At 65.4% G+C, this 26,076-nt stretch carries 28 protein-coding genes; 12 read left to right on the forward strand and 16 right to left on the reverse strand.

Features of this window, described 5'->3' with window-relative positions; translation table 11 throughout:
- Positions 1 to 7: 7 nt before the first annotated feature.
- Positions 8 to 1,006 carry a spermidine synthase gene (locus BN3270_RS04475; protein ID WP_058985963.1) on the forward strand — a complete coding sequence of 333 codons (999 nt, stop codon included), beginning with the start codon at positions 8 to 10 and terminating at the stop codon, positions 1,004 to 1,006.
- 93 nt (positions 1,007 to 1,099) lie between these two features.
- On the forward strand, positions 1,100 to 1,840 hold the full coding sequence (locus BN3270_RS04480; protein ID WP_058985964.1) for an acyl-[acyl-carrier-protein] thioesterase: 741 nt from the start codon (positions 1,100 to 1,102) through the stop codon (positions 1,838 to 1,840).
- Between the two features lie 184 nt (positions 1,841 to 2,024).
- On the opposite strand, the gene BN3270_RS04485 is transcribed toward BN3270_RS04480, so the two are convergent.
- The gene (locus tag BN3270_RS04485) at positions 2,025 to 2,495 is read right to left on the reverse strand and encodes a hypothetical protein (RefSeq protein WP_058985965.1); all 471 of its coding nucleotides are present in this window, start codon (positions 2,493 to 2,495) and stop codon (positions 2,025 to 2,027) included.
- Positions 2,496 to 2,928: 433 nt separating this feature from the next.
- Positions 2,929 to 3,594 carry a PspA/IM30 family protein gene (locus BN3270_RS04490; protein WP_058985966.1) on the reverse strand — a complete coding sequence of 222 codons (666 nt, stop codon included), beginning with the start codon at positions 3,592 to 3,594 and terminating at the stop codon, positions 2,929 to 2,931.
- Positions 3,595 to 5,010: 1,416 nt separating this feature from the next.
- On the opposite strand from BN3270_RS04490, the gene BN3270_RS04495 reads away from it, so the two are divergent.
- Positions 5,011 to 6,240, forward strand: coding sequence for an MFS transporter (locus BN3270_RS04495; protein ID WP_058985967.1), 1,230 nt, complete (start codon positions 5,011 to 5,013; stop codon positions 6,238 to 6,240).
- Positions 6,241 to 6,263: 23 nt separating this feature from the next.
- Here BN3270_RS04495 and BN3270_RS04500 read toward each other — a convergent pair whose 3' ends face one another.
- On the reverse strand, positions 6,264 to 7,187 hold the full coding sequence (locus BN3270_RS04500) for a LysR family transcriptional regulator (RefSeq protein WP_058985968.1): 924 nt from the start codon (positions 7,185 to 7,187) through the stop codon (positions 6,264 to 6,266).
- A 128-nt stretch (positions 7,188 to 7,315) separates the two neighbouring features.
- Between BN3270_RS04500 and BN3270_RS04505 the strand changes: the two genes are divergently transcribed.
- A complete protein-coding gene (locus BN3270_RS04505; RefSeq protein ID WP_058985969.1) occupies positions 7,316 to 7,660 on the forward strand; it encodes a hypothetical protein in 345 nt (114 codons plus the stop codon).
- Positions 7,661 to 7,666: 6 nt separating this feature from the next.
- On the opposite strand, the gene BN3270_RS04510 is transcribed toward BN3270_RS04505, so the two are convergent.
- On the reverse strand, positions 7,667 to 8,287 hold the full coding sequence (locus BN3270_RS04510) for a rhomboid family intramembrane serine protease (protein ID WP_058985970.1): 621 nt from the start codon (positions 8,285 to 8,287) through the stop codon (positions 7,667 to 7,669).
- Positions 8,288 to 8,510: 223 nt separating this feature from the next.
- Here BN3270_RS04510 and mihF point away from each other — a divergent pair, with 223 nt between their 5' ends.
- The 3 genes from mihF to BN3270_RS04525 all read left to right on the forward strand — a co-directional run bounded on the left by mihF (position 8,511) and on the right by BN3270_RS04525 (position 10,867).
- Positions 8,511 to 8,822, forward strand: coding sequence for an integration host factor, actinobacterial type (gene mihF / locus BN3270_RS04515; protein ID WP_058985971.1), 312 nt, complete (start codon positions 8,511 to 8,513; stop codon positions 8,820 to 8,822).
- Between the two features lie 183 nt (positions 8,823 to 9,005).
- On the forward strand, positions 9,006 to 9,917 hold the full coding sequence (locus BN3270_RS04520) for a DUF6273 domain-containing protein (RefSeq protein WP_058985972.1): 912 nt from the start codon (positions 9,006 to 9,008) through the stop codon (positions 9,915 to 9,917).
- A gap of 155 nt (positions 9,918 to 10,072) precedes the next feature.
- Positions 10,073 to 10,867, forward strand: coding sequence for an aldo/keto reductase (locus BN3270_RS04525; protein ID WP_058985973.1), 795 nt, complete (start codon positions 10,073 to 10,075; stop codon positions 10,865 to 10,867).
- Positions 10,868 to 11,196: 329 nt separating this feature from the next.
- On the opposite strand, the gene BN3270_RS04530 is transcribed toward BN3270_RS04525, so the two are convergent.
- The gene (locus BN3270_RS04530; protein ID WP_058985974.1) at positions 11,197 to 11,871 is read right to left on the reverse strand and encodes a methionine ABC transporter permease; all 675 of its coding nucleotides are present in this window, start codon (positions 11,869 to 11,871) and stop codon (positions 11,197 to 11,199) included.
- A 2-nt stretch (positions 11,872 to 11,873) separates the two neighbouring features.
- The gene (locus BN3270_RS04535) at positions 11,874 to 12,725 is read right to left on the reverse strand and encodes a methionine ABC transporter ATP-binding protein (RefSeq protein ID WP_058985975.1); all 852 of its coding nucleotides are present in this window, start codon (positions 12,723 to 12,725) and stop codon (positions 11,874 to 11,876) included.
- 379 nt (positions 12,726 to 13,104) lie between these two features.
- Between BN3270_RS04535 and BN3270_RS04540 the strand changes: the two genes are divergently transcribed.
- Complete coding sequence (locus BN3270_RS04540; RefSeq protein WP_058985976.1) at positions 13,105 to 13,977, forward strand: MetQ/NlpA family ABC transporter substrate-binding protein; 873 nt, start codon at positions 13,105 to 13,107, stop codon at positions 13,975 to 13,977.
- Between the two features lie 165 nt (positions 13,978 to 14,142).
- The gene (locus BN3270_RS04545) at positions 14,143 to 14,655 is read left to right on the forward strand and encodes a nitroreductase family protein (protein WP_058985977.1); all 513 of its coding nucleotides are present in this window, start codon (positions 14,143 to 14,145) and stop codon (positions 14,653 to 14,655) included.
- Positions 14,656 to 14,693: 38 nt separating this feature from the next.
- Here the strand turns inward: BN3270_RS04545 and BN3270_RS04550 are convergent, their stop codons facing one another.
- From BN3270_RS04550 to BN3270_RS04565, 4 genes are read right to left on the reverse strand one after another with little or no spacing between them, the layout of a single operon-like run.
- Entirely contained in the window at positions 14,694 to 15,458 is a 765-nt protein-coding gene (locus tag BN3270_RS04550) for a TlpA family protein disulfide reductase (protein WP_058985978.1), read from the reverse strand.
- Between the two features lie 57 nt (positions 15,459 to 15,515).
- The gene (locus tag BN3270_RS04555; RefSeq protein ID WP_058985979.1) at positions 15,516 to 16,202 is read right to left on the reverse strand and encodes a cytochrome c biogenesis CcdA family protein; all 687 of its coding nucleotides are present in this window, start codon (positions 16,200 to 16,202) and stop codon (positions 15,516 to 15,518) included.
- A gap of 54 nt (positions 16,203 to 16,256) precedes the next feature.
- Positions 16,257 to 17,351 (reverse strand): zinc ribbon domain-containing protein, encoded by a 1,095-nt coding sequence (locus BN3270_RS04560; protein WP_058985980.1) that lies wholly within the window; start codon positions 17,349 to 17,351, stop codon positions 16,257 to 16,259.
- 15 nt (positions 17,352 to 17,366) lie between these two features.
- Entirely contained in the window at positions 17,367 to 18,293 is a 927-nt protein-coding gene (locus BN3270_RS04565; protein ID WP_058985981.1) for an N-acetylmuramoyl-L-alanine amidase family protein, read from the reverse strand.
- A 141-nt stretch (positions 18,294 to 18,434) separates the two neighbouring features.
- Between BN3270_RS04565 and BN3270_RS04570 the strand changes: the two genes are divergently transcribed.
- Positions 18,435 to 19,418, forward strand: coding sequence for an asparaginase (locus tag BN3270_RS04570; RefSeq protein WP_058985982.1), 984 nt, complete (start codon positions 18,435 to 18,437; stop codon positions 19,416 to 19,418).
- A gap of 89 nt (positions 19,419 to 19,507) precedes the next feature.
- On the opposite strand, the gene fumC is transcribed toward BN3270_RS04570, so the two are convergent.
- From fumC to BN3270_RS04585, 3 genes are all read right to left on the reverse strand, one after another.
- Positions 19,508 to 20,878: a class II fumarate hydratase gene (fumC, locus tag BN3270_RS04575; protein WP_058985983.1), complete on the reverse strand. Its 1,371-nt coding sequence runs from the start codon at positions 20,876 to 20,878 to the stop codon at positions 19,508 to 19,510.
- 141 nt (positions 20,879 to 21,019) lie between these two features.
- Positions 21,020 to 21,598, reverse strand: coding sequence for a DJ-1/PfpI family protein (locus BN3270_RS04580; RefSeq protein WP_058985984.1), 579 nt, complete (start codon positions 21,596 to 21,598; stop codon positions 21,020 to 21,022).
- A gap of 283 nt (positions 21,599 to 21,881) precedes the next feature.
- Entirely contained in the window at positions 21,882 to 22,670 is a 789-nt protein-coding gene (locus BN3270_RS04585) for a dimethylarginine dimethylaminohydrolase family protein (RefSeq protein WP_058985985.1), read from the reverse strand.
- 180 nt (positions 22,671 to 22,850) lie between these two features.
- Between BN3270_RS04585 and BN3270_RS04590 the strand changes: the two genes are divergently transcribed.
- Positions 22,851 to 23,033, forward strand: coding sequence for a hypothetical protein (locus BN3270_RS04590; RefSeq protein ID WP_058985986.1), 183 nt, complete (start codon positions 22,851 to 22,853; stop codon positions 23,031 to 23,033).
- 25 nt (positions 23,034 to 23,058) lie between these two features.
- On the opposite strand, the gene BN3270_RS04595 is transcribed toward BN3270_RS04590, so the two are convergent.
- The 3 genes from BN3270_RS04595 to BN3270_RS09465 all read right to left on the reverse strand — a co-directional run bounded on the left by BN3270_RS04595 (position 23,059) and on the right by BN3270_RS09465 (position 25,126).
- Complete coding sequence (locus BN3270_RS04595; RefSeq protein ID WP_271711926.1) at positions 23,059 to 24,126, reverse strand: nucleoid-associated protein; 1,068 nt, start codon at positions 24,124 to 24,126, stop codon at positions 23,059 to 23,061.
- A 113-nt stretch (positions 24,127 to 24,239) separates the two neighbouring features.
- Positions 24,240 to 24,962: a sulfite exporter TauE/SafE family protein gene (locus BN3270_RS04600; RefSeq protein ID WP_058985987.1), complete on the reverse strand. Its 723-nt coding sequence runs from the start codon at positions 24,960 to 24,962 to the stop codon at positions 24,240 to 24,242.
- On the reverse strand, positions 24,959 to 25,126 hold the full coding sequence (locus BN3270_RS09465) for a hypothetical protein (protein WP_156411858.1): 168 nt from the start codon (positions 25,124 to 25,126) through the stop codon (positions 24,959 to 24,961). Before BN3270_RS09465 ends, BN3270_RS04600 begins: the two co-directional genes overlap by 4 nt.
- Before the next feature lie 217 nt (positions 25,127 to 25,343).
- Here BN3270_RS09465 and pxpB point away from each other — a divergent pair, with 217 nt between their 5' ends.
- Positions 25,344 to 26,075 carry a 5-oxoprolinase subunit PxpB gene (pxpB, locus tag BN3270_RS04605; protein ID WP_058985988.1) on the forward strand — a complete coding sequence of 244 codons (732 nt, stop codon included), beginning with the start codon at positions 25,344 to 25,346 and terminating at the stop codon, positions 26,073 to 26,075.
- Position 26,076 lies beyond the last annotated feature (1 nt).

Raw genomic sequence — 26,076 nt, forward strand, 5'->3', positions numbered from 1 at the left:
GAACCGCATGGGCGACATCGTCTGGATCATCGTCGGCGTCATCGTCGTCTGCGTCGGCTGCGCCGGAGCCGCCCGCCTGGTGGGGCCGCGGCGGGCGGACGGCCAGCCGGGCGAAGGCACGCCCGATCCGACCCGCGACTTGGCGGGCCGTGCCGGGCAGGCGGGCGTCGTCGATGAATCGAAGACCTTTCTGCGCTTCGACACGATGTTCGGCCCCCTGCTCGTCTATATGGTCGAATTCCGCCCCGGCGAGCTCGTGCGCGTGATGGACGTGGACGGGGCCTTCCAATCGGCCACCTATATCGACGACGACAAAGTCTACGAACCCGTCTTCGACTATTTCCGCGCCTACGACGCCCTCTTCGATGCCGGCATCCCCGTCCGCAACACGCTCATGATCGGCGGCGGCGGGTACGCCTACCCCAAGCACCTGATTGCCACGCACCCGGAATGCCGCATGGACGTGGTGGAAGCCGACCCGCAGGTGACGCTCATCGCCGAACGCTATTTCTACCTCGACCGGCTCATCGCCGAATTCGACCTCGACGAAAACGACCGCCTGGCCCTCATCTGCCAGGATGGGCGCACCTTCCTGGAAACCTACGCCCAGGCCGTGACAAGGGGTGCGCCCAACCCCTACGGGCCCGAGCAGAACGAAGACGACGACTGGCACGGCGCCGCACACGAAGGCCCCGCCCCGCGCTACGACGCGGTCTTGAACGACACCTTCACCGGGCGCGAGCCCGTGGCCTCTCTTGCCGATGCGGACGCCGCCCGCCTCGTGCACGACATCCTCGTCCCCGGGGGCCTTTACCTTTCGAACGTGATCTCCGCCCTCGAAGGCGACCAGGCACGCAGCATCGAGCAGATCGCAGCTGCCTTGCACACCGCGTTCGCGCACGTCTGGGCCCTCCCCTGCGGAGACGCCGCCCCCGCCGAGCGCGACAACCGCATGGTGGTCGCCACCGACGGCGACTACCGCTTCGCCGGAGCCGTCGAGCTCTAACGGGCGCGCGCCCTCCGCGGCACAGCGGGCGCAAACGGGTACAATACCTGTTCGGAACCCGAATACGATGGTCTTGACGCCTGGAGGGGCGCAATGGAAACCGAACTCACCAAAACCTATCAGCTGCGCACGACCGACTTCGACCGCTACGGGCGGATGAAAGCCTCGGCCGTGCTCGACGTCTGCCAGGACCTGGCCGGTCTGCAGGCAGAGGGGATGGGCATCGGCGCTGCCGACATGGAAGCGCGCGGAGTCTTCTGGGCGGTCATCCGCATGAAGTACGAGGTGCTCGCCCATCCCCAGATGCACGACGACGTCGTGGCCCGCACCTGGCCGCACGACCCCTCGCGCTTCTCCTTCCTGCGCGATTACACGCTGAAGAGCACGAGCGGCGACCTTCTGGTGAAGGCCACGAGCGAATGGGTCATGATGGACACACGCACCCGCAAATTCGCGTCGGTGAAGGACAACTACGACGGCCCCATGGACTTCAGCCCCGACCGGGCCTTCGAAAAGAAGCCGCGGCGCGTGCGGGATTTCGCCATCGACGGCCTTGCGCCCTACCGCGTAGTGCCCGCCTACAGCGACGTCGACGTCAACGGGCACGTGAACAACACGCGCTACGCCACCTACGTGATGAACGCGCTCAACCCCGGCGAGCAGGGCGAGATTCGCACCTTCCAAATCGACTACCGCCTGGAAGTGCAGGAAGGCGAGCCGCTCGACATCTATTACGTGCGCGACGGCGCCACGATCACCGCCAAGGGCGTGGCGGCGGAAGGCGACCACGCGGGCGCGACCATGTTCCTCTGTAAAATCGAAGCTGCCCTCTAGCGCAGCGAGCACCCATACGCAGACGGCCCGGACGGCGCCTCCCCCTCGGGAGCGCGCCGTCCGGGCCGTCTGCGTATGGGCCTAGCGCGAGCGGAGCACACCGAGCACGCCGTCCGGGCCGCGTAGGCCAAGGACGCGCAGGCCGCTCGACCGGGCGATTCGCCCACCCTGCAGGTTCGCCGCGCTAGGCGCCCGAAAGCGCCGCTTCGACTTCGGCTTCGGGCTTGCAGGCGAAATACGAGCTCGGGTAGCTCTTCGACACCGACCGGCCCACGTAGGCGCGATCGCCCGCACGATAGAGCTCGCCCAAACAGTAGACGGAGCTGCCCAGGGGCACGACGTCTTCCACCACCCGATAACCGCGGAATTCCGCCTGGGGGTTGAGCTGATCCTGCACGCCCTGCTGGGCGAGCGCGCCAATGAGGGCGCCCATCCCCATGCCCACCAACACGTCGGCAGCGCCGCTGTCGCGATCGCGACCGGGCATGCCGCCCATAACGTAACCGCCCAGGGGCATGCCGCCCATGAAGCCGCCGAGGCCCGGGGCGAAAAAGCCCGGGTCGCCCATGCCGGGACCGAAATCGCTCGCAAGCCCGCTCGCCGCTACGGGCGCGCCCGCCGACGTCGACGTAGACTTTTTCAGAGCTGCTCCCATCGGTAAAGTAGAAGGGATCGAGGGCGTGCTCGTTGGCGACGAGCGTTTCACGGTCGGCGCCGCCCACGCGCTCGATGCGGTAGCAGCGCACCTCGTAGTAGGCCACCTTTCGCTGACTGTAAGGCGCGACGACCCCGCCTTGGGTCTGTGCAGTGCCCACGAGCTCGCAATAGTGGCGGAACCCAGGACTCGTTTTCCCCAGCTCGTCGACCACGTCGAGCGCATCGGCCACGCGGCTTGTCTTCGTGATGCGCATGTCCTGGGCGATCTGGCTGGGATTGGCGGCCGTTTGCGCCGGCGTTGCGGCGGGCCCGGCGCTCGGGTCGTTCGGGCGCTTCATGCCCTTCCATGTGGTGAAGGCGATGAAGCCCACGACGGCAAGGAAGAAGAGCGCCAGGATAAGATCGAAGCTTCGCATAGATCGCCGTCGCCGCTACATGCCCAGTTCGGCCTTGAGCTTGGCAAGCTCGTCGTCGACCGCACCCGCGTGCTGCAGGTCGTCGAAGCGCATCTGCACCGAGGCATCCGACCCGTTGATTTCCGCGTAGGCTTCGTTGGTGGCCTCTTTTTCGACGATTTTGCGCTCCATCTTGTCGAGCTTGGCGAAGGCCGAATCGGCGTTGGCGGAAGCGACCGACTTCGACACGGAGGCCTGGGCGTCGGCCATCTTGGCGCGCGCGATGAGCACGTTCTGGCGGCTGCGGGCCTCATCGAGCTTCATGCGCAGTTCGGTAACCTGCTCGCGCAGCTTGTTCACCTGCGCGGTAATCGCATCGTAGGATTCCTGCAAGCCGGCAATCTGGCCGTCGATGTCGACCTGGGCGTCGAGCGCCTTGCGGGCGAGCTCTTCGTCGCCGGCCTTCAGGGCGAGCTTGGCCTTGTCGTGCCAGTCGGCCGACTTCGCCTTGGCGTCGGCGAGCTCCTTGGCGGCGATCTTCTGAGACCCCATGGCCTGGCCCAGGGCCTGGGTGGCATCGTCGACCTGTTCTTCCATTTCGATGATGATCTGCTTGACCATCTTAACGGGGTCTTCGGCCCTGTCGAGCATGTCGTTGATGTTGGCCTTCAGGATGTCGGAGATGCGGGAAAAGATTGCCATGATACAGCCTTTCTTCAGCTGGTCTGTCGCGCGGGGCGCGTTCGTATGCCTGCAGTATACGACCTGGCTTGGGGCGGCCTGCGGCTTGTGCCCGTTTTGAAACCTGAAACGCCCGAGCGCTTTACGCGCGACCGGCACACCCAAGCGCGGCAATGGCCACGGGTACATACGACGCACGCGTGAAACCAGAGGGTATCGAAAAGAGAGTTCGGCGGCCTGAGCGTTGCTTTGGGGAAGGGAATGCGGAACGAGGATGGTGATGTTCCGCTGCGCAGGCCGCCGATAAAAGCGCGGGCGGATTATTGGGGACGTCCGCGCACGCACGCATCGAGGACAAATGTAAGGGGGGAAGCTCGCCCTCGTGCTGTTTGGCAGTATGACCGCCGAAGCTGAACGATTCCTTAAAACCGGCTAAGAGTTTCTCTATTGACACCGTTTCAGCACATTTGGCATGCATCCGAGACCGCCCAGTTCAAGGGCTCGCAGCTACCGTACGACATATAGTTGGCATTTGCCAAAAGACACAGATGTGAGCGAGCGTGCCTCGGGCGGCGCCGCAACGCGAGGTGCTGAGGCCAGGCTCGCCCTTAGGCGCGATGCGGCGTTCGCCGTGCAGGTCGATCGCAAGCCGCGGCAGAGGCGCGGGCGCCCCGTCGGGCGAGCCCACCCGGCGCCCCCTGTCGTGCGAGCGCGGGGAACCGTGGCCGCAGCCGAAGCCGCCCTCCCACGCCCAAGGCGCGGAAATGGCACGCCAATCGAGTTTTCGAGGAATAACGGCCCCGATTCGCGAATTACAGCCGCATTAATGAACATATTTATAGCTTCTGTTCATCATCTTTCCCGAAAGATTGTGAAACAGCTCGAAAACTCAATCGGCAGGCCACGAGGGCGCCCGTTTCATTTCCGAGCGCGAGAGCGGAAATGAAACGGGGAAGGCCAGGAAATGACGTAAAGGTACCTAATTCGCGGTTCTGAAATTGGCGGCTTCAAGTTTTTGTGCATTTTTTCACTGATTGTTTATTATTGTCGCTCAAAAACGATGATATGGGGACTCGCTGGGGCCGGAGCCCGCGAAATAGAGATATTCACGTCAAAACTCCCCGCCTGGCGTGAAACAAAAACCGGGGCGCGAGCGACGGAAGATGCGGCCCGGTGCCGGGGCGCGCGAAGCGAGGCCCACGATAAGGGGCGCGCAAATCGAAGCCCACGACAAGGGAGCGCGAGCGACGGAGCATCCGGCCCGGCGCCGGGGCGCGCGAGTCGAGCCTCGCGACAAGGGAGCGTGCGCAAATCGAGCCTCGCGACAGGAGCGCCAGCGAAGCTCATGCGATCTACCCCGACGCACCCGCCCGCCCGGCGTTCGCCGTTATGGTAGTGTCGAACCACCGTCCGCCCCGTCCGAAAGCCCGCCCCCACATGGTCGAAGAAGAATCGCATTACCGCACCGTCATCGTCGCCTGCTGCTTCGTGCTCATGTTCGTGAGCTTCGGTTTCTCCAACACCTCCTTTTCGGTCTACCAGCCCTATCTGGTCGAGCTCCCCGGCGTCGGCGACGCGGGCGGCAGCTTCATCGTGGGCCTGCGCACCCTCTCCTACATGGTCGCCACCATTTTCGTGAACCGCTTCTACGCCACCCTCCATATGCGCTGGGGCGTGTTCGTCGCCATGCTCTGCACCGTGCTCGCTTTCGCGGCGTTCGCCCTTGCCGACGGCATGCCCCTCCTCTGCGCGGGCGCCGTCTTCGGCGGGCTCGGCATGGGCTTCGGCGGCATGGTCGGCATGACGCTCGTGCTCAACCGCTGGTTCGACGCCCATGTGAGCACGGCGATCGGCATCGCCTCGGTCGGCAGCGCTGCGGCGTCCGTCGTGGTTCCGATTGTCGCCTACCCCGTGATCCAGAACGTCTCGCTCCATGCGGCCTTCAGCATCGAAGCCGCGGTCGCTGCGGCGGGTGCCCTGGCACTGCTCCTCTTGGTGCACGACCGACCGGCCCCCGCCGGCGAGTCCGCGCCGCGCCCCGCCGAAGCCCCCGCACAGCCTGCGGAAAGCGAGCGTTCCCCACGCCGCCGCCCCATCCCCGCGCATGCGGCCCGCATCATCCTCGCCGGCATGTTCCTGTTGGGCATGATGACCTTCAGCGGTCTCCCCTACATTTCGATTCTCATGACGACCGAAGGACAAAGCCCCGTCTTTGCCGCCAGCATGGTCTCGCTCACCGGCTTCGTGCTGATGTTCAGCAAGCTCGCCGTGGGCGTCACGTTCGACCGTGTAGGCACCCGACGCGGCTCGCTCGTCTTCTTCGCGATCCTCTTCGCCGGCCTCGCCTGCTTCAGCCTCATGCCCCTACACCTCACCGGGCTCGCCCTTGCGGGCACCCTGCTCTACAGCCTGGGCGTGGGCTTGGCAAGCACGGGTGTGAGCATCTGGTCGCTCGAGCTTTCCAACCCGGGGCAGAGCGCCCGCAACGTGCGGAACTTCCAAATCAGCTACACCCTGGGCGGCGTCTGCTACAGCATGTTCCCCGGCCTGATGAAAGAAGCGTTCGGCACCTACAGCGCCTCCTACTTCGCCATTCTCCTTTTCGCCATGGGGGCAGCCGCCATCATCCAGTGGGCCTACCGAACCTACCGGCCCGACATCCGCTAGCGCACTCGGCCCAGCCCGGCGCCTCAATGCCCGGGGCAGAGGGCGCCCGCCTCCCCGCGCCCCGGCGCATCGAAGGCCGCCGCGATCGTACGACATGCGCAGGCGAAGAAGGCACGCGACGGCTCACGGCCGGCATCCATGAGCTCGACGACGATATCCCGCGCAAAACCCTCGCCGTCCACCGGCACCAGACGGCAGTTTTCGCCCACGGGCCCCCAGGAATGTTCGGGCCAGAAACCCACGCCCAATCCCAAGCTGATCATCCGCTCGACCGTCGCGGGATTGTCGCTTTCGCACGCGATACTGGGCGCGAAACCCGCCCGCGCGCACGCCACGTCGCAGACCCCGCGGAAGCCCACCGACGCCGACATGGTCAGGAAGGGCGCGCCCGCAAGCTCGGCCACGGGAATCGCGCCGGATCGCAACCGCCCCTCGGTAACGAGCCGCTCGTGCATCTGTCGGGGAAAGGCCACCATGATGCGCTCGGTGAACACGGCCCTCGTGTCGCTGGCCGCCGGCCCCGCTCCCTGCGAGCGCGTGAGCGAGCGAACGTCGCAGCGCGCCCCTGCGTCGAAATGGCGTATTTCGAAGCGCCCGTCGGGCCGTTCGGCGCGGAAGCGGGCAATGGCTTCGGCCATGAGGCCCGACGCCGCCCCGATCGACACGCGCACCGTACGCTCCTCGCCCGCGGCAAACCGACGAACCTCGTCGCGCGCCGCATCGATTTCGTCGAGGGCGCCCGCGATGCGCCGGTCGAAGAGGAGACCCGCTTCGGTCACGCGCACGCCGCGGCCCGCCCGCTCGACGAGGGCGCACCCCAGGTCGCGTTCGAGCCTGCGCACCGACTGGGTGAGGGCCGGCTGGGCAATGCCTTCCGCCCGCGCGGCCTCCCCCACTTTGCCGTGCACGACCACCGCATGAAAGTGCCTGAGCTGACTCAGCTCCATTGGGTCCTCGATTCATATCACATCGATATGGCTTTACGTTCATATGATATTAGACGCATAAGGCATTGCCGCCTACCCTTAGGCGCGCACCGATAACGTTGCGCGCGCTGCGCCGGAAAGGAACCCCCATGGCATCCCTGCTTGAAGCCATCATGCTCATTTGCTTCGGCCTTTCGTGGCCGTTGAACGCCTACAAGAGCTACAAGGCGCGTACCGCGGCGGGCACGTCGTGGCAGTTCATCGGGCTCATCACGATCGGCTACCTGGCCGGCATCGCCGCCAAGTTCGCAGGCGGCGGCATCAATTGGGTGCTGGCCGTGTACTTCCTGAACCTCGCCGCCCTGGGCGCCAACTGGCTCGTCTACTTCCGCAACGTGCGTCTCGACAAGGAGCGCGCCGCCGGCAAACTGGAGGCCGCGCACGCCGCTGCGGGCGCTACGAACTCCCCCGCCCTTGCCACTCGAGCGGAATAGGCCGCGCTAGCCGCGGTGCGCTGCGCGCACCCGGCGCACCGCACCGGCATAGAGCACGGCGCCTACCGCGAGGCCGGCGACCATGCCGCCCAGATGCCCCTGCCAAGCCACGCCGGGCGCGAACCCGAGCGCCACGTTGAGCAAGATCACCGTGAGGAAGGCGGTCACGTCCTGCTTGGTCGTAGGGCGCGCGAGCAGGCGATGGCGGCTATGCTCGCACACGAGCAGCAGGGCATAGGCGGCGAACAGGCCGAAAATCGCGCCCGACGCGCCCACGCAGGCAGCCGGCTGGCCCACGAGCAGGTTGATCGCCACGAAAGCGAGGCCGCCCGCAATCCCCGAAACGAAGTAGAGCACGAGCATGCGCACCGGCCCGTAGACCTCTTCAAGCAGGGTGCCCACCCAATAGAGGCCGATCATGTTCGAAAGCAGGTGCTGCAGGCCGCTGTGCATGAACATCGACGTTACGAGCGTATGCCAGTTGCCGGTAAGCACCACATAGGTGGTGAGCGCCTGCGCGTCGATCGCCTGGTACACGCGGTAGGGCGCAAGCCATTCCACCAGGAACACAATCACGTTGATCGCGATGAGCACATTGGTCGCAGTAAGCGCCTTCGCATTGGGCATAGGCAGAAACCCCTTCCGAACGAGAGATTTTACCAGTCTAGCGCAGGTGCGCCGCCAAGGCGCGCCGTAGGCCCGCCCACGCCCCATATCATCCAGAAATCCCCTATGAAATGCGGTTTTGTTTTGCATTCCCCCTCCATAGTGCGATAATCCCACCAGCGCCGCGCCGCACCGCACGACCGGGGGCCGGCTTTCCACTAGATTCTTATACAGGAGTGATCACATGGCACTGCCGCAGATGACCGAAGAGCAGAGGGCCGAAGCCCTGAAGAAGGCCGCCGAAACCCGCGCTCGCCGCGCCGAATACAAGCAGCAGATCAAGGACGGCAAGCTTTCCTGCGCCGATGCGTTCGGCAAGCTCGACGACTCCGCGCTTGCCAAGATGCGCGTCAAGCAGTTCGTGTCCGCCTTCCCTGGATACGGCAAAGCCAAGACCGAATCCCTCCTGGCCGAAGTCGGCATCGACGAAACGCGTCGCCTGGCCGGCCTGGGCGACCGCCAGAAGACCTCTCTGATCGAAGCGCTCGACAAATAAGCCATCACACACCATGCGAAGGGGCGGGGCCGTGCGGTCGCGCCCCTTTTTCATGCCCGTAGGGCACTCCGCTGGACGCGCGCCCGTTCGCCCCTGTGTCCCGCACCCCCTCATCCCCCGCCCACACGTCTTGCACCCTCGCGCACGCGCCCGCTTGCCCGTGCGCCCCCCGAAAGGATTTCTATGTCCTCCACGCCCCTCTCGCGCCGCCGCTTCCTTCGCGTTGCCGCCACCTGCGGCCTTGCCCTGGCGGCCGGCAGCGCCCTCCCCCTCGCGGGGTGCGCAAAAGACGCACGCGACGACCTGGCGGACACGGGCACCTTAGGCGATAAGACCTGGCCCGAACTCGCCGTGCTCGGCCGACGCCTGGCAGCCTGCGCCTCCCCCGAAGAGGCGCAGGCCATGGTACGCGCAGCCGGCCTTACAGACGGCGACGGCCTGGCCGGGGGATGGAAGGTCGCCACGCTTTCCGACGGGTCCAAGCTGCCCCTGCAGCTTGCGGGTATCTGCCACGACAGCGGCGAAGACGGCGCCCCCTGCGGGCTCAGCTTCTTGGGCGCGCGCATTGCCCACCGACACGAAATGAACGACGAGGCTTCAAACGAGGGCGGCTGGGAATCGAGCGCCCTGCGCGCATGGTTGAACGCCGACCTGATCGAGCGCTTCCCCAACGAGCTTGCCACCGCCATCGTCCCCGCCCGCAAGCTCACCAACAACGCCGGCCGCGCCGCCGACCCCACAAGCGTCACCGCTACGATCGATCGCCTGTGGGTGCCCTCCTGGACCGAAATCTGGGGTTCGGCGATTGGCCCCTACGACAACGCCGCCGCCAACGCGGTCCTTGCCGCAGAAGGGGCGCAGTACGATATCTTCGCCCAGACGGGCCTCGACGCCCAAAGCGCCCGCAGCCCCCATGGCGGGCTCGTCCGCGCCTGGCTCACGAAGAGCAGCGAAAAGCCCATCGATTGGTGGACCCGCACCCCGCGCCCCACCGACGACGTCTACTTCGCCGGAACGTACGCAGATGGGTCGGGCAACCCCGAAGGCTTTCTCGGCAACTACAAGGCGGGCGTCATGGTAGGTTTCTGCCTTTAGGACGGCTCGCGTTTCCCGCACATTTCTACATTTGTCCTATTTTTTTGCCGTATTTCCGAAAGTTCGGACATATCGCCGCGCATCCCCACCGGAATTGCCACAAAGTCAGTCATTTGGCGTACACTGGTTCCGTTCGAACTTCAGGGGAGAGAGAAATGGAATTCGTAACGCTCAACAACGGCGTGCAGATGCCGCTTGTCGGCTACGGCACCTACAACGTCGCCGGCGCGACGGCGGAGCGCCACGTCACCATGGCGCTCGAGGCGGGCTATCGCGCTATCGACACCGCCCAGTGCTACCACAACGAGAAGAATGTGGGAAAGGCCATCGCCAAAAGCGGCATCTCCCGCGACCAGGTCTTCATCACCGCGAAAACCTGGACGGTCGACTACGCTTCCACCAAGCGCTCTATCGACCAAACCCTGCGCAACCTGGGGACCGACTACGTCGACCTGCTGCTGGTGCACGAGCCTGCCGGCGACATCGGCGGCAACTACACGGCGCTCGAAGACGCCTATAGAGAGGGCAAAGCCCGCGCAATCGGCGTGTCGAACTTCATCGGCAAGGTCTTCCAGCAGCTTGTGAACTGCTGCACGGTGATACCTGCCGTCAACCAGGTGGAAACCCACGTGTACCGCCAGCAGCACGACATGCAGACCCTGTGCGCAAGCAAGGGCACCGTGCTCGCCAGCTGGTCGCCGCTCTGTTCGGGCGAGCACGACATCTTCAAGGACCCCGCGCTCAAGAAGATCGCCGCCGCCCACGGCGTATCGGTCGCGCAGGTGGCCTTGCGCGCGCTCGTGCAGCGCGGTATCCCCGTGGTGCCCAAGTCGAAGAACGCCAAACGCATGCGTCAGAACCTCGATGTTTTCGGCTTCGCGCTCACCGACGACGAAATGGCCCGCATCGCCACGCTCGACGAACGCCGTAGCCTCTTCAACTGGTACTAGCCGCGACGCCCACCGGCCCGACACCACCCTGCGTCGTCGCGGGGTGCGCAAATGCTGAACCAGAGTCGGCCCCTTCCTGAAGGCCGCACTCGCACGCGGCTCTCACCTGCGGTTTTAACAACCGCACAACCGTCCCTACTCGCCAATTGCCGCATCTCGTTCAACACGTGCGTTAGTGCGAAGGCCGTCGGGGCGAGAACAGGCACGAAGGGGCGCAAGAGTCGGGGGCGAAGGGGCGGTAGCACCGGCAGCCGACCGCAGACCTGCCGTACACAAGAAGGGGGTCCGACACCGCCGGACCCCCTTCTCGCAATACGCTGCCCGCGAACCTAGCGGTTGCGCTTGTCCATCTTGCGCGCGGTCACGTCGCCGATCGACTGGACGATCTGCACGAGCACGACCAGGATGACGATGGTCACGATCATCACGTCGGTCTGGTAGCGCTGGTAGCCGTAGCGGATAGCGATGTCGCCCAAGCCGCCGGCACCCACGGTACCGGCCATAGCCGCGTAGCCGAACAAGGTGATGAAGACGATCGAGGCGCCGCGCACAAGCGAGGGCACCGATTCCTTCAGGTAGACCTTCCAAACGATCTGCCAGGTGGAAGCGCCCATACTCTGGGCCGCTTCAATCAGGCTCCCGTCGATCTCGCGCAGGCTCTGCTCGACCATGCGGGCGACGAAGGGGGCGGCGGACACCACGAGCGGAACGATGGCGCCCGGCACGCCCAGGCTCGTGCCCACGACGAAGCGGGTGAAGGGGATGATGGCCACCAACAGGATGATGAAGGGGATCGACCGGCCGATGTTGACGATCCAGCCGAGGATCCGGTTGCAGGCCTTATGGGGCCACAGGCCGTCGTCGGAGGTGATGGTGACGAGCACGCCCAAGGGAATGCCCAACACGTAAGCGAACAGCGTGGACAAGACGGTCATCACGATCGTATCCCAAGTGCCCTGGGCCAGAAGCGCACCGTACTGCGCGAAGAATGCGTTGAAATCCATGGTTACTCGGCCTTCCCTTCAGTGACGGATGCGGCAAGCGACGCGGAGAACTCGCGCGACATCTCGGCGTCGAAGGCATCGACCTCGCCAACCGGGCGGCCGTCTTCGTCGACGTCTTCGAGTCCCAGCAGGGCGCGGGCCATATGGCTTTGCGGATGGGCAAACACGTCCTTGGTGGGACCCTCTTCGACGATCTCGCCGTTTTCGATGACGGCCACGCGGTCGCAAATGGCTTCAGCCACCGTCATCGAGTGCGTGATGAGGATGATCGTCACGCCGAGCTCCTTGTTCACGCGATGGAGCAGCTTGAGGATCTGCTTGGTCGTCATCGTGTCGAGGGCGCTCGTCGCTTCGTCGCAGAGCATGATCGACGGCTCGTTGGCCAGCGCGCGGGCGATCGCCACGCGCTGCTGCTGGCCGCCAGACAGCTGGCTGGGATAGTTGTCGGCACGGTCGGCCAAGCCCACCATGTCGAGCAGCTCCAAGGCGCGCTTCCGCGCCTCGTCCTTCTTCTGGCCGCGCACCTCCATGGGGAACATCACGTTGCCGAGCACCGTGCGCTGGGCGAAGAGGCTGAAGTGCTGGAATATCATGCCGATGTTCTTGCGCAAGTCGAGCAGCTGCTTGCCCGTATAGTCGGTGATATCGTTGCCGTCGATGACGATCGAGCCCTGCGAGGGGCGCTCGAGCAGGTTGATCGTGCGCACGAGCGTCGACTTGCCGGCGCCCGATTCACCGATGATGCCGTAGACTTCGCCGTCATCGATAGTGAGGTTGATATCCTTGAGCGCTTCATGCCGGCGTTCGGGATCGTCGGCATGATACGTCTTATAGAGGTGCTCTATTCTGATCATATCGGTATCGCCCCTAGCGATTGCTTCTCGTGGGTTTCTCTGGCGGAAAAGCGCGCACTGCGCCCTCCACTCCTCTCAGTAGACCTTTGACATAGTACCATCCGCCCAGCTCTTTCCCCCTTTTTCGTCATTCGGGTTTACGTCAACGTGCTATCTGTCAAATAGATAGCGACGAGCACATTTGTGGAAAATTACTATTCGAAAAGGAGAACCGCCGCTATCTCTAATTCCGAAACTAGGGACTTGAACTGCCCAAATAGCGCAGCGGGCACGCGCCCCGACCGCTTGCCCGCCCCTTCAGGAACGTTTAAGGTTTCGTCCATCAACGGACGCGGGACCTCATTGCCCCGCCAGACACATCCCAACAGAGAGGGGAACAATGGAAAGCACTACGCTCAAGCGCAGGTTCCGCTTCGTGGTTGCCGGCGCTGCCGTCGCCGCCCTGGCCGCCTTCGCGCTCACCGGCTGCGGTTCCAACCAGCAGGCATCCAACCAGTCGAGCTCCGCATCGAGCGACGACAAGACGATCACGGTGGCCGCAAGCCCCACGCCGCACGCCGACATCCTGAACGGTACCGTCAAGGACCAGCTGGCCGCCGACGGCTACACCCTCGAAGTGAAGGAGTTCACCGACTACGTGCAGCCCAACACGGTCACCGAAGAGGGCGACGTCGACGCCAACTATTTCCAGCACCAACCCTACCTGGACAACTTCAACCAGGAACAGGGCACGCATCTGGTAAGCGTGGCCAAGGTCCACTTCGAGCCCATGGGCATCTACCCCGGTAAGGCCAAGTCCCTCGACGCGATTGCCGACGGCGCCACGGTGGCCGTCCCCAACGACGCCACCAACGAGGCCCGCGCGCTCCTGCTCCTGCAGCAGGCCGGCCTGATCCAGGTGAAGGACCCCACCGACGTCAACACCACGGTCAACGACATCACGAGCAACCCCAAGAACCTGAAGTTCAAGGAAGTTGAAGCCGCCACCGTGCCGACCGTCCTGAAGGACGTCGACATCGCCTGCATCAACGGCAACTATGCCAAGGGCGCCGGCCTCAACGTGAACAAGGATTCGCTGGCCGTCGAGTCCGCCGACTCCACCGCTGCGCAGACCTACGCCAACATCCTCGTCGTGAAGGAGGGCAACGAGGACTCCGATAAGACCAAGGAGCTCATCAAGGCCCTCAACTCCGATGAGACCCGCGACTACATCACCAAGACCTTCGACGGTGCCGTGGTCCCCGTCTTCTAAGGCGCACGAACAAGGAGCGCAAAAAGGGCGTCCCGCTGGGACGCCCTTTTTCATGCCCGAAGGCGCCCGGGCAAACGATTGCGTGCCAAACCCGCTCGCCGCCCCGCCCCGCTTGTGGGCGCGCTAAGCTTGTACGGACACCATACAACCCTGCAAGGAGGCCCCATGGATTTCAGCACCGTCATCAAAGACCGTTATTCCTGCAAGAGCTACGACGGCACCGCGCCCTCGCAGGAGCAGATCGCCGCCGTGCTCGAAGCCAGCCGCTTCGCCCCCACCGCCAAGAACCTGCAGGAGCATCACATCTACGTCTGCCAATCGTCCGAAGCGCTCGCCAAAATCGACGAGATCACGCCCTGCCGTTACAACGCCCCCTGCGTGCTCGTGGTTGCCTTCGACACCGCACACGTCTTCACCTACCCGGGCGGCACGCGCGATTCGGGCATCGAAGACGCTTCGATCGTGTGCACCCACCTGGTGCTCGCCGCCCAGAACGCCGGCCTGCAGAGCTGCTGGGTCAACCTTTTCGACCCGGAAAAGGCCAAGCGCGCCCTTAACCTGCCCGACGGCGAAGAGGTCCTCGCCCTGGTCGACCTGGGCTTCGCGTCCGAAAAGGGCCGCCCCCTGCCCAACCACTTCAACCGCAAAGAGCTCGCCGAAACGGTTACCTATCTCTAGCGTGCACCGGTCAGGCCGCCGCTCGGGCGGGCCGGCGCTTACCCAAGCAGCTGGTCGAGCTGCTGGGTGAGCGCGGTGGGGTCGACGCGGCCCACGCTCGCGGCGACAATGGTGCCGTCGGCTTTGACGATGAAGGTCGTGGGCAGGTACTCGATCTGGTAATCGGTCCCGAAATTCGATTTGGAATCGTAGTAGACGGGCACGTCGTAGGCGCCCTTGGCCAAGAAGTCATGCACCTTGTCCGCCGTTTCGCGCTTACCGTCGGTGCTGTTGAGGAAAACGAAGCGCACCCGGTCGCCGTAGGCCTGGTAGATGCGCACCAGGTCGGGGAACTCGTCGACGCACTGGGGGCACCAGGTCGCCCAGTAGTTGATCACGCACACCTGACCCGCCGGCAGGTCGGCCACCCGCACGGGGTTGCCGTCGGCATCGTAGACGGTGCTGTTGCGGTCGCCGAGAGCACCGAACCCGCTCTGGCGCCCAGAGGCACCCGACGAGGCACCGAAGGGATCGCTGTCGTCTTCGGAGTCGACCGCCGCCGACGATGACAGAGCGTTCGTGGACGCCTGGTCGGTCGACGCCTGCCCGCTCTCGTCCAAGGTTCGATAGCCCAGCGCGGCGGCAACGAGCACCAAAGCAAGCGCTAACACGCTGGCGAGCGCCGCCTTCTTCGAGGGCCCCTTCTTTCTGGGCGAGGACGGCGATTCCCCCTGGCCCGATGCCGGGCGCTCTCCTTCGGGCGCCTCAGCCGCAACGCGATTGGGTTCGGCCGTCACGTCAGCCGCTTCCCGCTTCTCTTCCATAGTGCTCCTTTCGCCCCGCGGGCCAACCGCCCGCGGGCTCTTGCTCAGCACCCGGCCCTAGGCAGACAGCAGGCCGAGCCAGACATTCAACAACCCCGTGGCCATGAGCAGGCCCACAACCACCAACAGCGCCCCGCACACGACGTTCACCTGGGCATAGTGGCCCTTGATGAAATCGAAGGCCGCCGAAAGCCGGTCGATTGCCACGGCGGACAGCACGAAGGGCAGCCCCAGGCCCAGGGAATAGGCCAGGAGGAGGACGATGCCGTGCGCCCACGACGCCTGCGTGGATGCCAGCAGCAGAGCCGAGCCCAGATAGGCGCCCACGCACGGGGTCCATCCGATCGAGAACACGATACCGAAGAGCACCGCCGAGGGGAAGGTGCGCGGCAGCATGCGCACCTGCGGCTTGAGCGTGCGGTTGAGCAAGGGAATGCGCAACACCCCCATGAAGCAGAGGCCGAAGATCACGACGATGAGGCCGCAGACCACATCGAGCAAGCTGCGATAGCGCGTCAAGAAGCCGCCGAAGGCCCCCGCGAATGCCCCGAGCGCCACGAACACGCAGGTAAAGCCCAGCACGAACCCCAGGGCGTTGGCCAACACGCGAGACGTGCGCACGACCTCGCCCGCGCCGGTAGTGCTCGAGCCGGCGAAATAGGCCACGTAGAGGGGCAGCATGGGCAGAAGGCAGGGTGAAACGAAGGTGATCACGCCTTCGAAAAAGGTGACGAGAAGGTCCATGGGCCTCCTTAGAGAAGACGGCCGGCCACCGCGGCCGGCCGAGAACGTAAACGGTTATTTCTTTTGGGGCTTGGCCGAGGGATAGACCTTGTCGAAGTCCTGCTTGTACTTGTTGCTCCCGTTGACCTTGTCGCGGCCCAAAGGCTCGGTGATCTGCGCCTCATAGGGTTTGGGGTCGTTCGTATACTGCAGGTCGATATTCCACGCCTCGCAGATCACGTCGATGCGATACTGCAGGTCGCTCTGCAGCTGCAACATGGTCTGGTAGTCGCTGTAGTAGGGGGATCCGGAAGAAATGTTGAGGCCCTGCAAGTCGTCCAGAAGAGCCGCCACGCTCTGCTGGACGCTGTAGGCGTTGGCGGCGGCATCGTGGCGCTTGTTGACGTCGGAAGACAGGTAGGTGTTGTTGAAATCGGTTGCGCAGGTCGAAATGGCCTGGTCGGCGCTGCCCATCTCGCCGTACAGCGACACGAGGGCCTCGTAGGCCGCTTCGTCGGCAAGGTTGGCGCTCGAAGACGAGGACGACGTTGCCGCGGCGGACGACGAAGACGAGCTGGCGGCGTCGGAAGAGGACGAGCTGCCCGTCGCGCTCGACGGGGACGAAGACGAGGACGCCTCTTGCGAGGACGTCACCGACGAGGTCGCCGCCGTCCCGGTTGCCTGCCCGCGGTTGGCGAGCGCGGGCACGACGAAGACGGCCACGAGCACGACGATCACGACGACCGCCGCGACGATGCCCGCGATCAGTCCCTTCTTCTGGGCGTCCATAGGTGCGGCCGGACGGGCGTCGGGCGCGTAGACGCGCTGCTGCGTGCCCGGCGCCGAAGGGGCCACCGGAGGCATCTGAGCCGTCGCACCCGGTGCGGCGAAGCCGGCAGGCGGCACGGCCGTGGGCGATTCGGGGGCAGTGCGCGGCAAGGCGACGGTTCCCTGGTCGCCCGGAGCGGGCGCGGCCTGCGGCATGACGCGGGTCTCCCCCGCTTCCGCCGCAGCCGGGGTGCCCGCGTTGGCAGGCGCCTCCATGGGCGCCGCCGGTTCGGGGACGGCATCGGCAGGCGCGGCCTTGTCGATAGGCGCGCCGCATTTCGCGCAGAAATGGGCGCCCGGCTTAACCGGCGCCCCACACGATCCGCAGAAGTGTTGAGCCATGTTCGTTCCTATCTCTTAGGCGGCGCCCGCATAGGCGACCGTTGCATCGGCAATCGCCTCTGCGATCTTTTGCTGGTACGCATCGTTGGCAAGGGCCCGGTCCTCATCGGGGTTGGTCATGCAACCCATCTCGAAGAGAACCGTGGGCACCGTACACCAATTGAACCCCGAAAGGTCGCTTCGCGCGACGACGCCGCGGTCGGCTGCCCCCAACTCACGCACGATGAGGGGGTGCATGACGCTCGCCGCGCGCTGGGATTCGGAAACGATACCCTTAGTGTAGGCGTTCTGACCCACTTCGAGGGTCATGAATCCCCTGGTCGATGGCGACCCTTCAACCCCGTCGCAGTGCAGGCGGATGAAGAGCGCCGCACCCGCGTCGTTGGCGATCTTGGCACGTTCGGAATTCGATATATCGACGTCTTGGGTGGTGCGCACCATCACGACCGTGGCGCCGCGCGCCTCGAGTTCGTCGCGCAGCTTCAGGGCCACGTCGAGGTTGACCTGGCTTTCGAGCTCGCCGGTGACCACCCCGCTCGTGCCGCTCGTCACGCGGGCCTTGGTCTCGCGCGCGCCCGGGCCGATGGGCTCCTGCTTGGAATCGCCTTTGGCCTGGTGACCCGCATCGACCGCGATCACGACGCCGGCGAGGGGCACGGCCTGCGGGGCCGGAGAGGCGGTGTCGGGCGAAGAGGAAACGGAAGATTCCGCCGGGGCGTCAGCCGCCGAAGAGGTATTCGAGGAATCAACCGCCTCGGTCGCATCCGTCGCCGGCGCGTCCGGCGTCTGCGTCTTGGGGGCCAAGACGCCTGCCCATGCGACCAGGCTCACGATGACCGCCACCGCAACAGCGCCCACGACCACGCCGACCGCGACGGGCTGGGCGATGCCGCGCCCCTGCCGCCTTCCGCTTCGCTGTTGTGGGTGCGCGTGTCGCGCCATAGTGCGCCTTCCGTGCGAGCCGTCGATGTTCCCTACAGTGTATCGCTCTTGCGCGCCGCATCAGGCGGGACCGGCCAAGATGCCGAGCCTGCAGACGACAAGGGGTATGCTGGTGCCACGCATTCGAACTAAGGAGGAGCTGTGCGCATCCACGTTCTCTATACCGGCGGCACCATCGGCATGACGCCCACCGCCCGCGGCCTGGCCCCCGGCGCCGACCTGCACGGCTGGCTCGAGGGCGTCGCGGCGGGCTCGGGCACCCCCGTGACGGTAAGCGACCTCGCGCCCCTCATCGATTCGTCGATGGCGACCCCGGATGACTGGCAGGCTATCGTCGATGCGCTGCGCGCGCGCCGGACGAGCGCCGACGCCTTCGTCGTCCTGCACGGCACCGACACGATGGCCTTTTCGGCCGCCGCCGTAAGCTTTGCCCTGACCGATTTCGACACGCCCGTGATCTTCACCGGCAGCCAGCTGCCGCTCGGGGCGGCGGGCAGCGACGCCGCAGCCAACGTCTCCCATGCCCTCGAAGCCGCCGCTCACGAGGCGAGCGGGGTATCCCTCTGCTTCGGGAACCTCTTGTTGCAGGGCAACCGGGCGACCAAGGCCTCGTCGTGGGCCTTCGACGGCTTCGCCTCGCCCACCGCACCGGCCCTGGCCCGCGTGGGCGCCCCCTGGCAGTGGGGAGCCGCACCCGCCCTGGGCTGCGGCTGGAGGGACCCGGCGCCCTACCGGCGCTGCGACATCGCCGTCGTCACGATGGCCCCCGGCATCACAGCCGCCCGGGTACGGGCCGCGCTCGACCCCGCGCCCGAAGCCGTGATCGTGCGGGCCTATGGCGCGGGCAACGTGCCCGCCTGCGAGCCGGGGCTCGTCGACGCCTTCGCCCAGGCGATCGAGGCGGGCGCGCCCGTGATCGTTACGTCCCAGTGCCCCCAGGCTGCCATCGAAGTGGGCCGCTACGCCACAAGCGACGCACTCGGGCGGGCGGGCGCCGTGGGCGCGGGCGACATGACCTTCGAAGCGACCTACGCGAAGGTCGCCTTCCTGCTCTCCCAGGACGTGCACGGCGCCGACCTCGCCGCCTGGATCCCCCGCTCGATCGCCGGCGAGATCGGCGCTTAACGAGCAAGCGGGCGCCCGCCTGTCGACGAACGCCCGCTTCATATGCGAGGAGAGCCCGACGCCCCCCTTCTGTTTCCCGTCGCGCTGCGCTAGACCATCTCTTCGGGGTGGAAAACCCGATCGAATTCTTCAGCCGTCATGAAGCCCAGCGCGAGGCAGGCTTCGCGCAGGCTCGTGCCGTCGCGGTAGGCCTTCTGCGACACTTTCGCGGCTTTTTCGTAGCCGATGTAGGGGTTCAGGCTCGTCACGAGCATGAGAGAATTGTGCAGGTTGTCGCGCATCTTCTCTCGATTGGCCTTGATCCCCACCGCGCAGTGCACGTTGAAGGACCGAATCGCGTCGGAAAGGAGCCGCACCGACTGCAGGAAGTTGTAGGCGATCACGGGCATGAAGACGTTGAGCTCGAAGTTGCCCTGGCTGGCCGCGAAGCCGATGGCGGCGTCGTTTCCCATGACCTGCACGGCCACCATCGTGACCGCCTCGCACTGGGTGGGATTGACCTTGCCCGGCATGATCGAGCTGCCCGGCTCGTTGGCGGGGATGGTGATCTCGCCCAAGCCCAGGCGCGGGCCGCTCGCGAGCCAGCGCACGTCGTTGGCGATCTTCATCATGTTGGCGGCCAGCGCCTTCACCGCCCCATGCGCGAAGACGATGCCGTCCTTGGCCGAAAGGGCGTGGAACTTGTTGGGGTCGGTGACGAAGGGCTCGCCGGTGAGGGCCGCCACACGCGCGGCCACCGCGCGATCGAAGCCTGCGGGGGCATTGAGCCCCGTGCCCACCGCCGTGCCGCCCAAGGCCAGCTTATAGAGCTGCGGAAGGGCCGCGCGCAGCTCGTCGACCGCGTCGAGCACCAGATAGCGCCAGCCGGAAATCTCCTGCGGGAAGGAAATGGGCACCGCGTCCTGCAGGTGGGTACGGCCGCTCTTCACGACGCCTTCGTGGGCGGCTTCGAGGGCGTCGAAGGTCCCGGCCAACTCGAGCGCCGCGGGAATGAGCCGCTGTTGGATGGCCATAACGGCGGCGATGTGCATGGCCGTGGGGAAGGTGTCGTTTGACGACTGCGACATGTTCACCGTGTCGTTGGGATGCAGGATGCAGGCCCCGGCGATCTGGTTGCCGCGATGGGCGATGACTTCGTTGACGTTCATGTTGCTCTGCGTGCCCGACCCCGTCTGCCAGACCTTCAGGGGGAAGGAGCCGTCGAGCGTGCCCGCCAGGATCTCGTCGCAGGCCGCCTCGATCGCAGCACGACGCTCGTCGTCGAGTTTGCCCAGTTCGTTGTTGGCCTGGGCCGCCGCCTTCTTGAGCGTGGCGAAGGCCCGCACGATGCCTTCGGGCATGGTTTCGGTGCCGATGCGGAAGTTTTCGTAGGACCGCTGGGTCTGCGCGCCCCACAGGGCGCTCGCGGGCACGCGCACCTCGCCCATCGAATCGTGCTCGATACGGTATTCCTCCTGCATGCGTAGGTCCTTTCGCTGCGGCTCTTGCTTGCAGCGACCATCCTAGCAGGTAGCGGCCGCCGCAACAGGGCCGCGCACAAGAAAGGGCGCCCACGTCGACCGATTCGACGTGGGCGCCCTGCAGACGGCATGCCGTGCGCGCTAGATTTCGATCTTGGCGCCCAAGAGTCCGACGAACTCACGCACGATCGCGGTGTCGCCCGGCCACGCGGGAGCCGTGACCAGGTTGCGGTCGACGACGGCCTGGTCGGCGGGCACTTCCTTGTAGGTGCCGCCCGCCAGCGTCACATCGGGGCCCACCGCGGGATAGGCCGTGGCCGTGTAGCCTTCGAGCACGCCAGCCGCCGCCAGGACCTGCGGGCCGTGACAGATGGCCGCCACGGGCTTGCCGGCCGCAAAGAACTGCTGAACGATTTCGATAACGCGGGGGTTGAGGCGGATGTATTCCGGCGCGCGCCCGCCCGTAATGAACAGGCCCGCGTAGTCGTCGACGTTCACAGCATCGAAATCGGCCGTGAGCGCGAAGTTATGGCCGCGCAGCTCGGTGTAGGTCTGGTCGCCCAGGAAATCGTGGACGGCAGTGGGAACCGTGTCGCCCGCCTTCTTGTCGGGGCACACGGCGTCGACCTGGTAGCCGAGCATCGAAAGGGCTTGGAAGGGCACCATGGTCTCGTAGTCTTCCGTGAAGTCGCCGCAGAGTTCCAGAATCTTTTTCGCCATACTGCATCACTCCTCGTAACGGGTGTCGAAAAGGAGCGCATGCGCGGGCCGATCCGCCCTCTTCGAGCGCGCCCGCGCCGGTCCGCTCCGCTAGACCGATGGTAGCCGTGCGCGGATACTAAAGAGGGCGTGCATCCGCGAACGGCGCCGGACGACTGCGCGCGGTCGAGGGAGCCGAAGCGGGCGGTGCGCGCCACGCCGTTGAGTGCCGCACGACCGCAAGGCGGGGCGGCGCCCTAGCGCCGCCCCGCCTTGCGTGACCGTTCGAATGTGTATCGCGCGCTTAGAAACGCAGGCTCAGGCAGGTGATGGACCCGTCGATCTTGCGGAACTCGCTCATCTCGACCTCGATGATGTCATAGCCCCACGCCGTAAGCTGGGCCTTCACGGCCGGATACCCCGCCGCCATGATGATCTTGTCGTTGATGCGGACGCAGTCGGCCCCGTAGGCCTCTTCGTCGGGCACTTCGAAGATGTGGGCGAACTGGCCGCGACGATAGGCCGGTTGGGTCTTGAACTCGCCCGACACGAGCAGGTTGCCGTCTTCCACGTAGGTGCCGCCGGTCTTCAGGTGCAGGATATGCTCGACGGGCACCTGTTCGGCGGTCATGCCCCAGGCCTCCAAAAAGCCCTTGAACTGGGCGAAGCCCTCGTCGTTGGTACGCTTGGAACGACCCACGTAGTAGTGGTCGTCGACCATCATGACGTCGCCGCCTTCGAGCGTGCCCGGCGCCGTGATGCGCTTGATCTTATCGTCGCTGAAGAACTGGCGGATGGTGGGCAGCATGAGCTCGGCTTCGCCGCGGCGCGAATCGGTTGCCGGCAGGTCCATGATGGCGCCCTTGGGCGTGATGACCGCCGTGTCTTCCACGAACACGCTGTCGGGGAACTCTTCGAGGGCGGGCAGCACGGTCACGTCGACGCCGGCCTGTTCCAAAGCCTCGATGTAGGCGTCGTGCTGGACAAGCGCCAATTCGTAATCGGGTTTGCCCAGTTCAGGCGAGGTGGTGATGCCGTCGATCACCGAATGCGACGGACGGCGGACGATCGCGTGCGTGAAGTTGCTTGCCATGGTCTCCTCGTTTTCTCTCGGGTAGGTGCGCCCTTGCGCGCTCCCTCGTGCTGCATCCACTATACCGCCGGACGTGACGACGGGGACGGAGGGTGTCGTCCCACATGGGACGACACCCTCCGTCCCCGTCGTCACGCGGGTGTACACTTGGGGTACGCAATCAAGGGAAAGGATGCCGCCATGGCCGATCTCTACGCACACCTCACCAAAGAAGAAATCGCGAGCGCCGTCAAGCAGAGCTTCATCGGCACGCTCACCGAAGCCGAAATGAAGCAAGCATCGGGCGAGCGTATCGCCGTTTCGATCATCGCCCTGGTCATTGGGCTCTGGCTCGCGTCCGTCGTGGGCATCAAACTGGTCTAGGCCGCCCGCATACCCACCGCGCGCTCTATCGGTTCTCGATGTGCAGGATGTTGCGCAGCTCGATCGAAATCGACCCGTCGGCCTCGCTCGTGAACGTCAGGTACTCGTCGCTTTTCGAATACTCCGCCGGGAAGGTGATCTCGATGCCCGTATCGGTGAGGATCTTGTGCTTGCGCGCCACCCGACGCACGGTCTCGCGCTGCATCGGCATGCTCTCGGGCATCGCCCGCTCCTCCACCTCTCGGGCGAATTTCACCTGGGCATCGGGAAAGTCCTCGAACACGTCTTCGGCGAGCAGCTCCATGTCGACGTCCTCGCCTTCGTCCACCCGCTCCGTCGCGTAAGACTTCGCCTTCGAAAGGGCCACGGCGGTGTTGGCGCCGTACTCTTCGGCCACCGCTTCGACCAGGTCGGTCACGGCCGTGAAGGCCTCCTTGGTCGACGCTTCGGTCGAGCACTGCAGAAGCCCATCGGGGATGAGCATGCGCTCTTCACCGGAAATCGTGCGCAGCTTGTCCTGGAAGAGCACGTCGAGCGTGCGCAGGTCGACGACCGCGAACGACGCCACCTTCTGAGAGGGGTTGGGCAGGACGGCGTAGTGGCGGGCGATGTCGTTGCAGCCGCCGGTAGCCCCCATGCCCGTTTCATGCATGTAGGCCTGCTTGATCTCGAGCAAAAAGAGGGCGAGGTAGCGGTTGGTCTTACCGCTGAACTGGGCCTCCATATCCTCTTCGGACATTTCGTTGACGGTCATTTCGGGGTTCTCCTCGAAGTCGACCACCAAAAGGTCGGTCGAGGGGGTCTTTTCCATGTGGCCCAGCTCCCCTGCCAGGTACTCCCCAATCTGCCGCGACAGGTTCTGGAAATCGTTTTCGCCGGCAAAATAGGCGCGCAGCTCGTCGGCAAAGGCGCTCCACTCGGAAAAGGCCCCGCGCTTGTTGTCCAGATTCCCCAGCGCCTTCTTGACCTGGCTCGTCACGTAGCGCTTGGCGTTCTTGTTCTCGGCCAGGTCGATTTCCTCGTCCGCGAAGATGTTTTCGCAGGCCACGAAGTCGAATACGTGCAAAATGGCATGATTGATCTGCAGGGACATGGACGATACGGCTCCTTCGACGCAAACGATGGGGGTGCGGGAGCGGCCGGGTGCCGTGTTGCGCTTGATCGCATGCCGCCTCGCCAGCGTTCCACGATAGCACAGCGCCCCACCTAGGCCGTTGCGAACAACAGCACTCCGATCACGAGCAGGAGCACGTAGGTCACGCGCAGGAAGGCCTCTTGGCTCACGCGCTTCTCGATGCGGTTGCCGAGCACCGTGCCGGCCGCCGCGAGCGGAATGCAGATGAGCACGAGCATGACGACGTCGGAGGTGAAATACCCCTGTCCGAACGAGACCAAGGCGTAGGCGAAGTTGAGCACCACCCACACCATCGACAGGGTCGCCTTGAAAGCGGCCTTGTCGCGGAAGCGCTGGACGGCGTAGATCACGAGCAGGGCCCCGCCCGACACGAACATGCCCTGGATCACGCCCGCCGCGGCGATGACGGCCACCTGGCCCCAGGCGGGCAGGAAGCGGCGCTCGCGCACGAGCAGGTTGTAGAGGGCCACCCCCACGATGACGGCCCCGTAGATACGCAGGAGCACGCGCAGCTCGATCACCGTGTCGAGCCAGATGCCCAGGGCCACGCAGGGCAGCATGATCGCGCAGATGCGCCCCAGCTCGCGCCAATCGACCGCACGAAGGTTGAGCACGGCCAGAAACCCGCAGGCGAGCACGCCCAGGGCGTTGAGCACCGCCACCGAACTCGAAAGCCCGATCAGATGGGTGCCCACCGGCATCACGAAGACGTTGCCGGCAAAACCCGTCACGCCCTGGATCGTGTAGGCCAGGAAGAAGACGAGACAGAAGATGGTTTTCGCGAAGGTGGTCATAGGGCGGCATTGTAGCGGATGACGCGCGCCCGCGCCCGCGGCAAGCACGTCCCAGGGCGCGGGCGGTATTCGGTGGCTGCCTTGAGCGCGCCAAGATCGCGGGGCACGATCTTATGCATGCCGCGCTGCGAATGGGACAGGATGGTTTCCTCCGTGGTCGCCATGGGCGCACCCCTTCGCAGCGTTTCGGCAGGCTTCCAGCGAACGCCGCTACACGCGCTCGCCGATTGCCATCCTGACAAGCGATTGTTGCAGGCGTGTGTCGGGAAGGACGCCGAAACCTCGCGGAAACATCCCCAACCGCTTTCGCCGCCTGCCGGCCCTTCGTTTCAGGTCGATGAATTCTGCCAAGGCGCCAGGGAAAACACGCATAATGAAAGCATGAATACGTATCGCATCACCATAGCCGGCGACTCCGCCGTGAACCTCGTATTCGCAGACGCCATCTCTGCCGAATCGAGCGCGCTCATCCGCGAAGCCGCCTCCCAGCTCGAAGCCGCCCGCCTGGTGGGCGTCCGCGAGTTCGTGCCCACGTTCTGTTCGCTCATGGTCTGCTACGACCCGCTCGTGGTGGGCTACGACGAGCTCTGCCGCGAGATTTCCGCCCACTTGGCGGGCCTTGCAGCCCCTTCGGTGCCCCGGCGCCGCGTGGTGGAAATCCCCGTGTGCTACGGGGGAGAGTTCGGCCCCGACCTGCCGTTCGTGGCAGAGCATGCGGGCATGACCGAAGACGAGGTCGTGGCCCTGCACTCCGGGCGCGACTACGTGATCGACATGTTGGGCTTCCTGCCGGGCTTCGCCTACCTGGGCGGGCTCGACGAGCGCCTGCACACCCCGCGGCTCGCAACGCCGCGCACGGTGATTCCCGCCGGGTCGGTGGGCATCGGCGGCGCCCAGACCGGCGTCTACCCGCTCGATTCGCCCGGCGGCTGGCGGCTCATCGGCCGCACGCCCGCCCGTCCCTACGACCCCGCGCGCGAAGAGCCCATCCTCTACGCGGCGGGCGACTGCCTGCGCTTCGTGCCCATCACGCCGGCCCAGTACGCGGCGATCGCCGCACAGGTCGCCGCCGGCACCTACGAATGCGCAACGAGCGTGAGAGAGGAGGCCTAGG

It is taken from the genome of Hugonella massiliensis (assembly GCA_001486445.1).
Taxonomy (GTDB): domain Bacteria; phylum Actinomycetota; class Coriobacteriia; order Coriobacteriales; family Eggerthellaceae; genus Hugonella; species Hugonella massiliensis.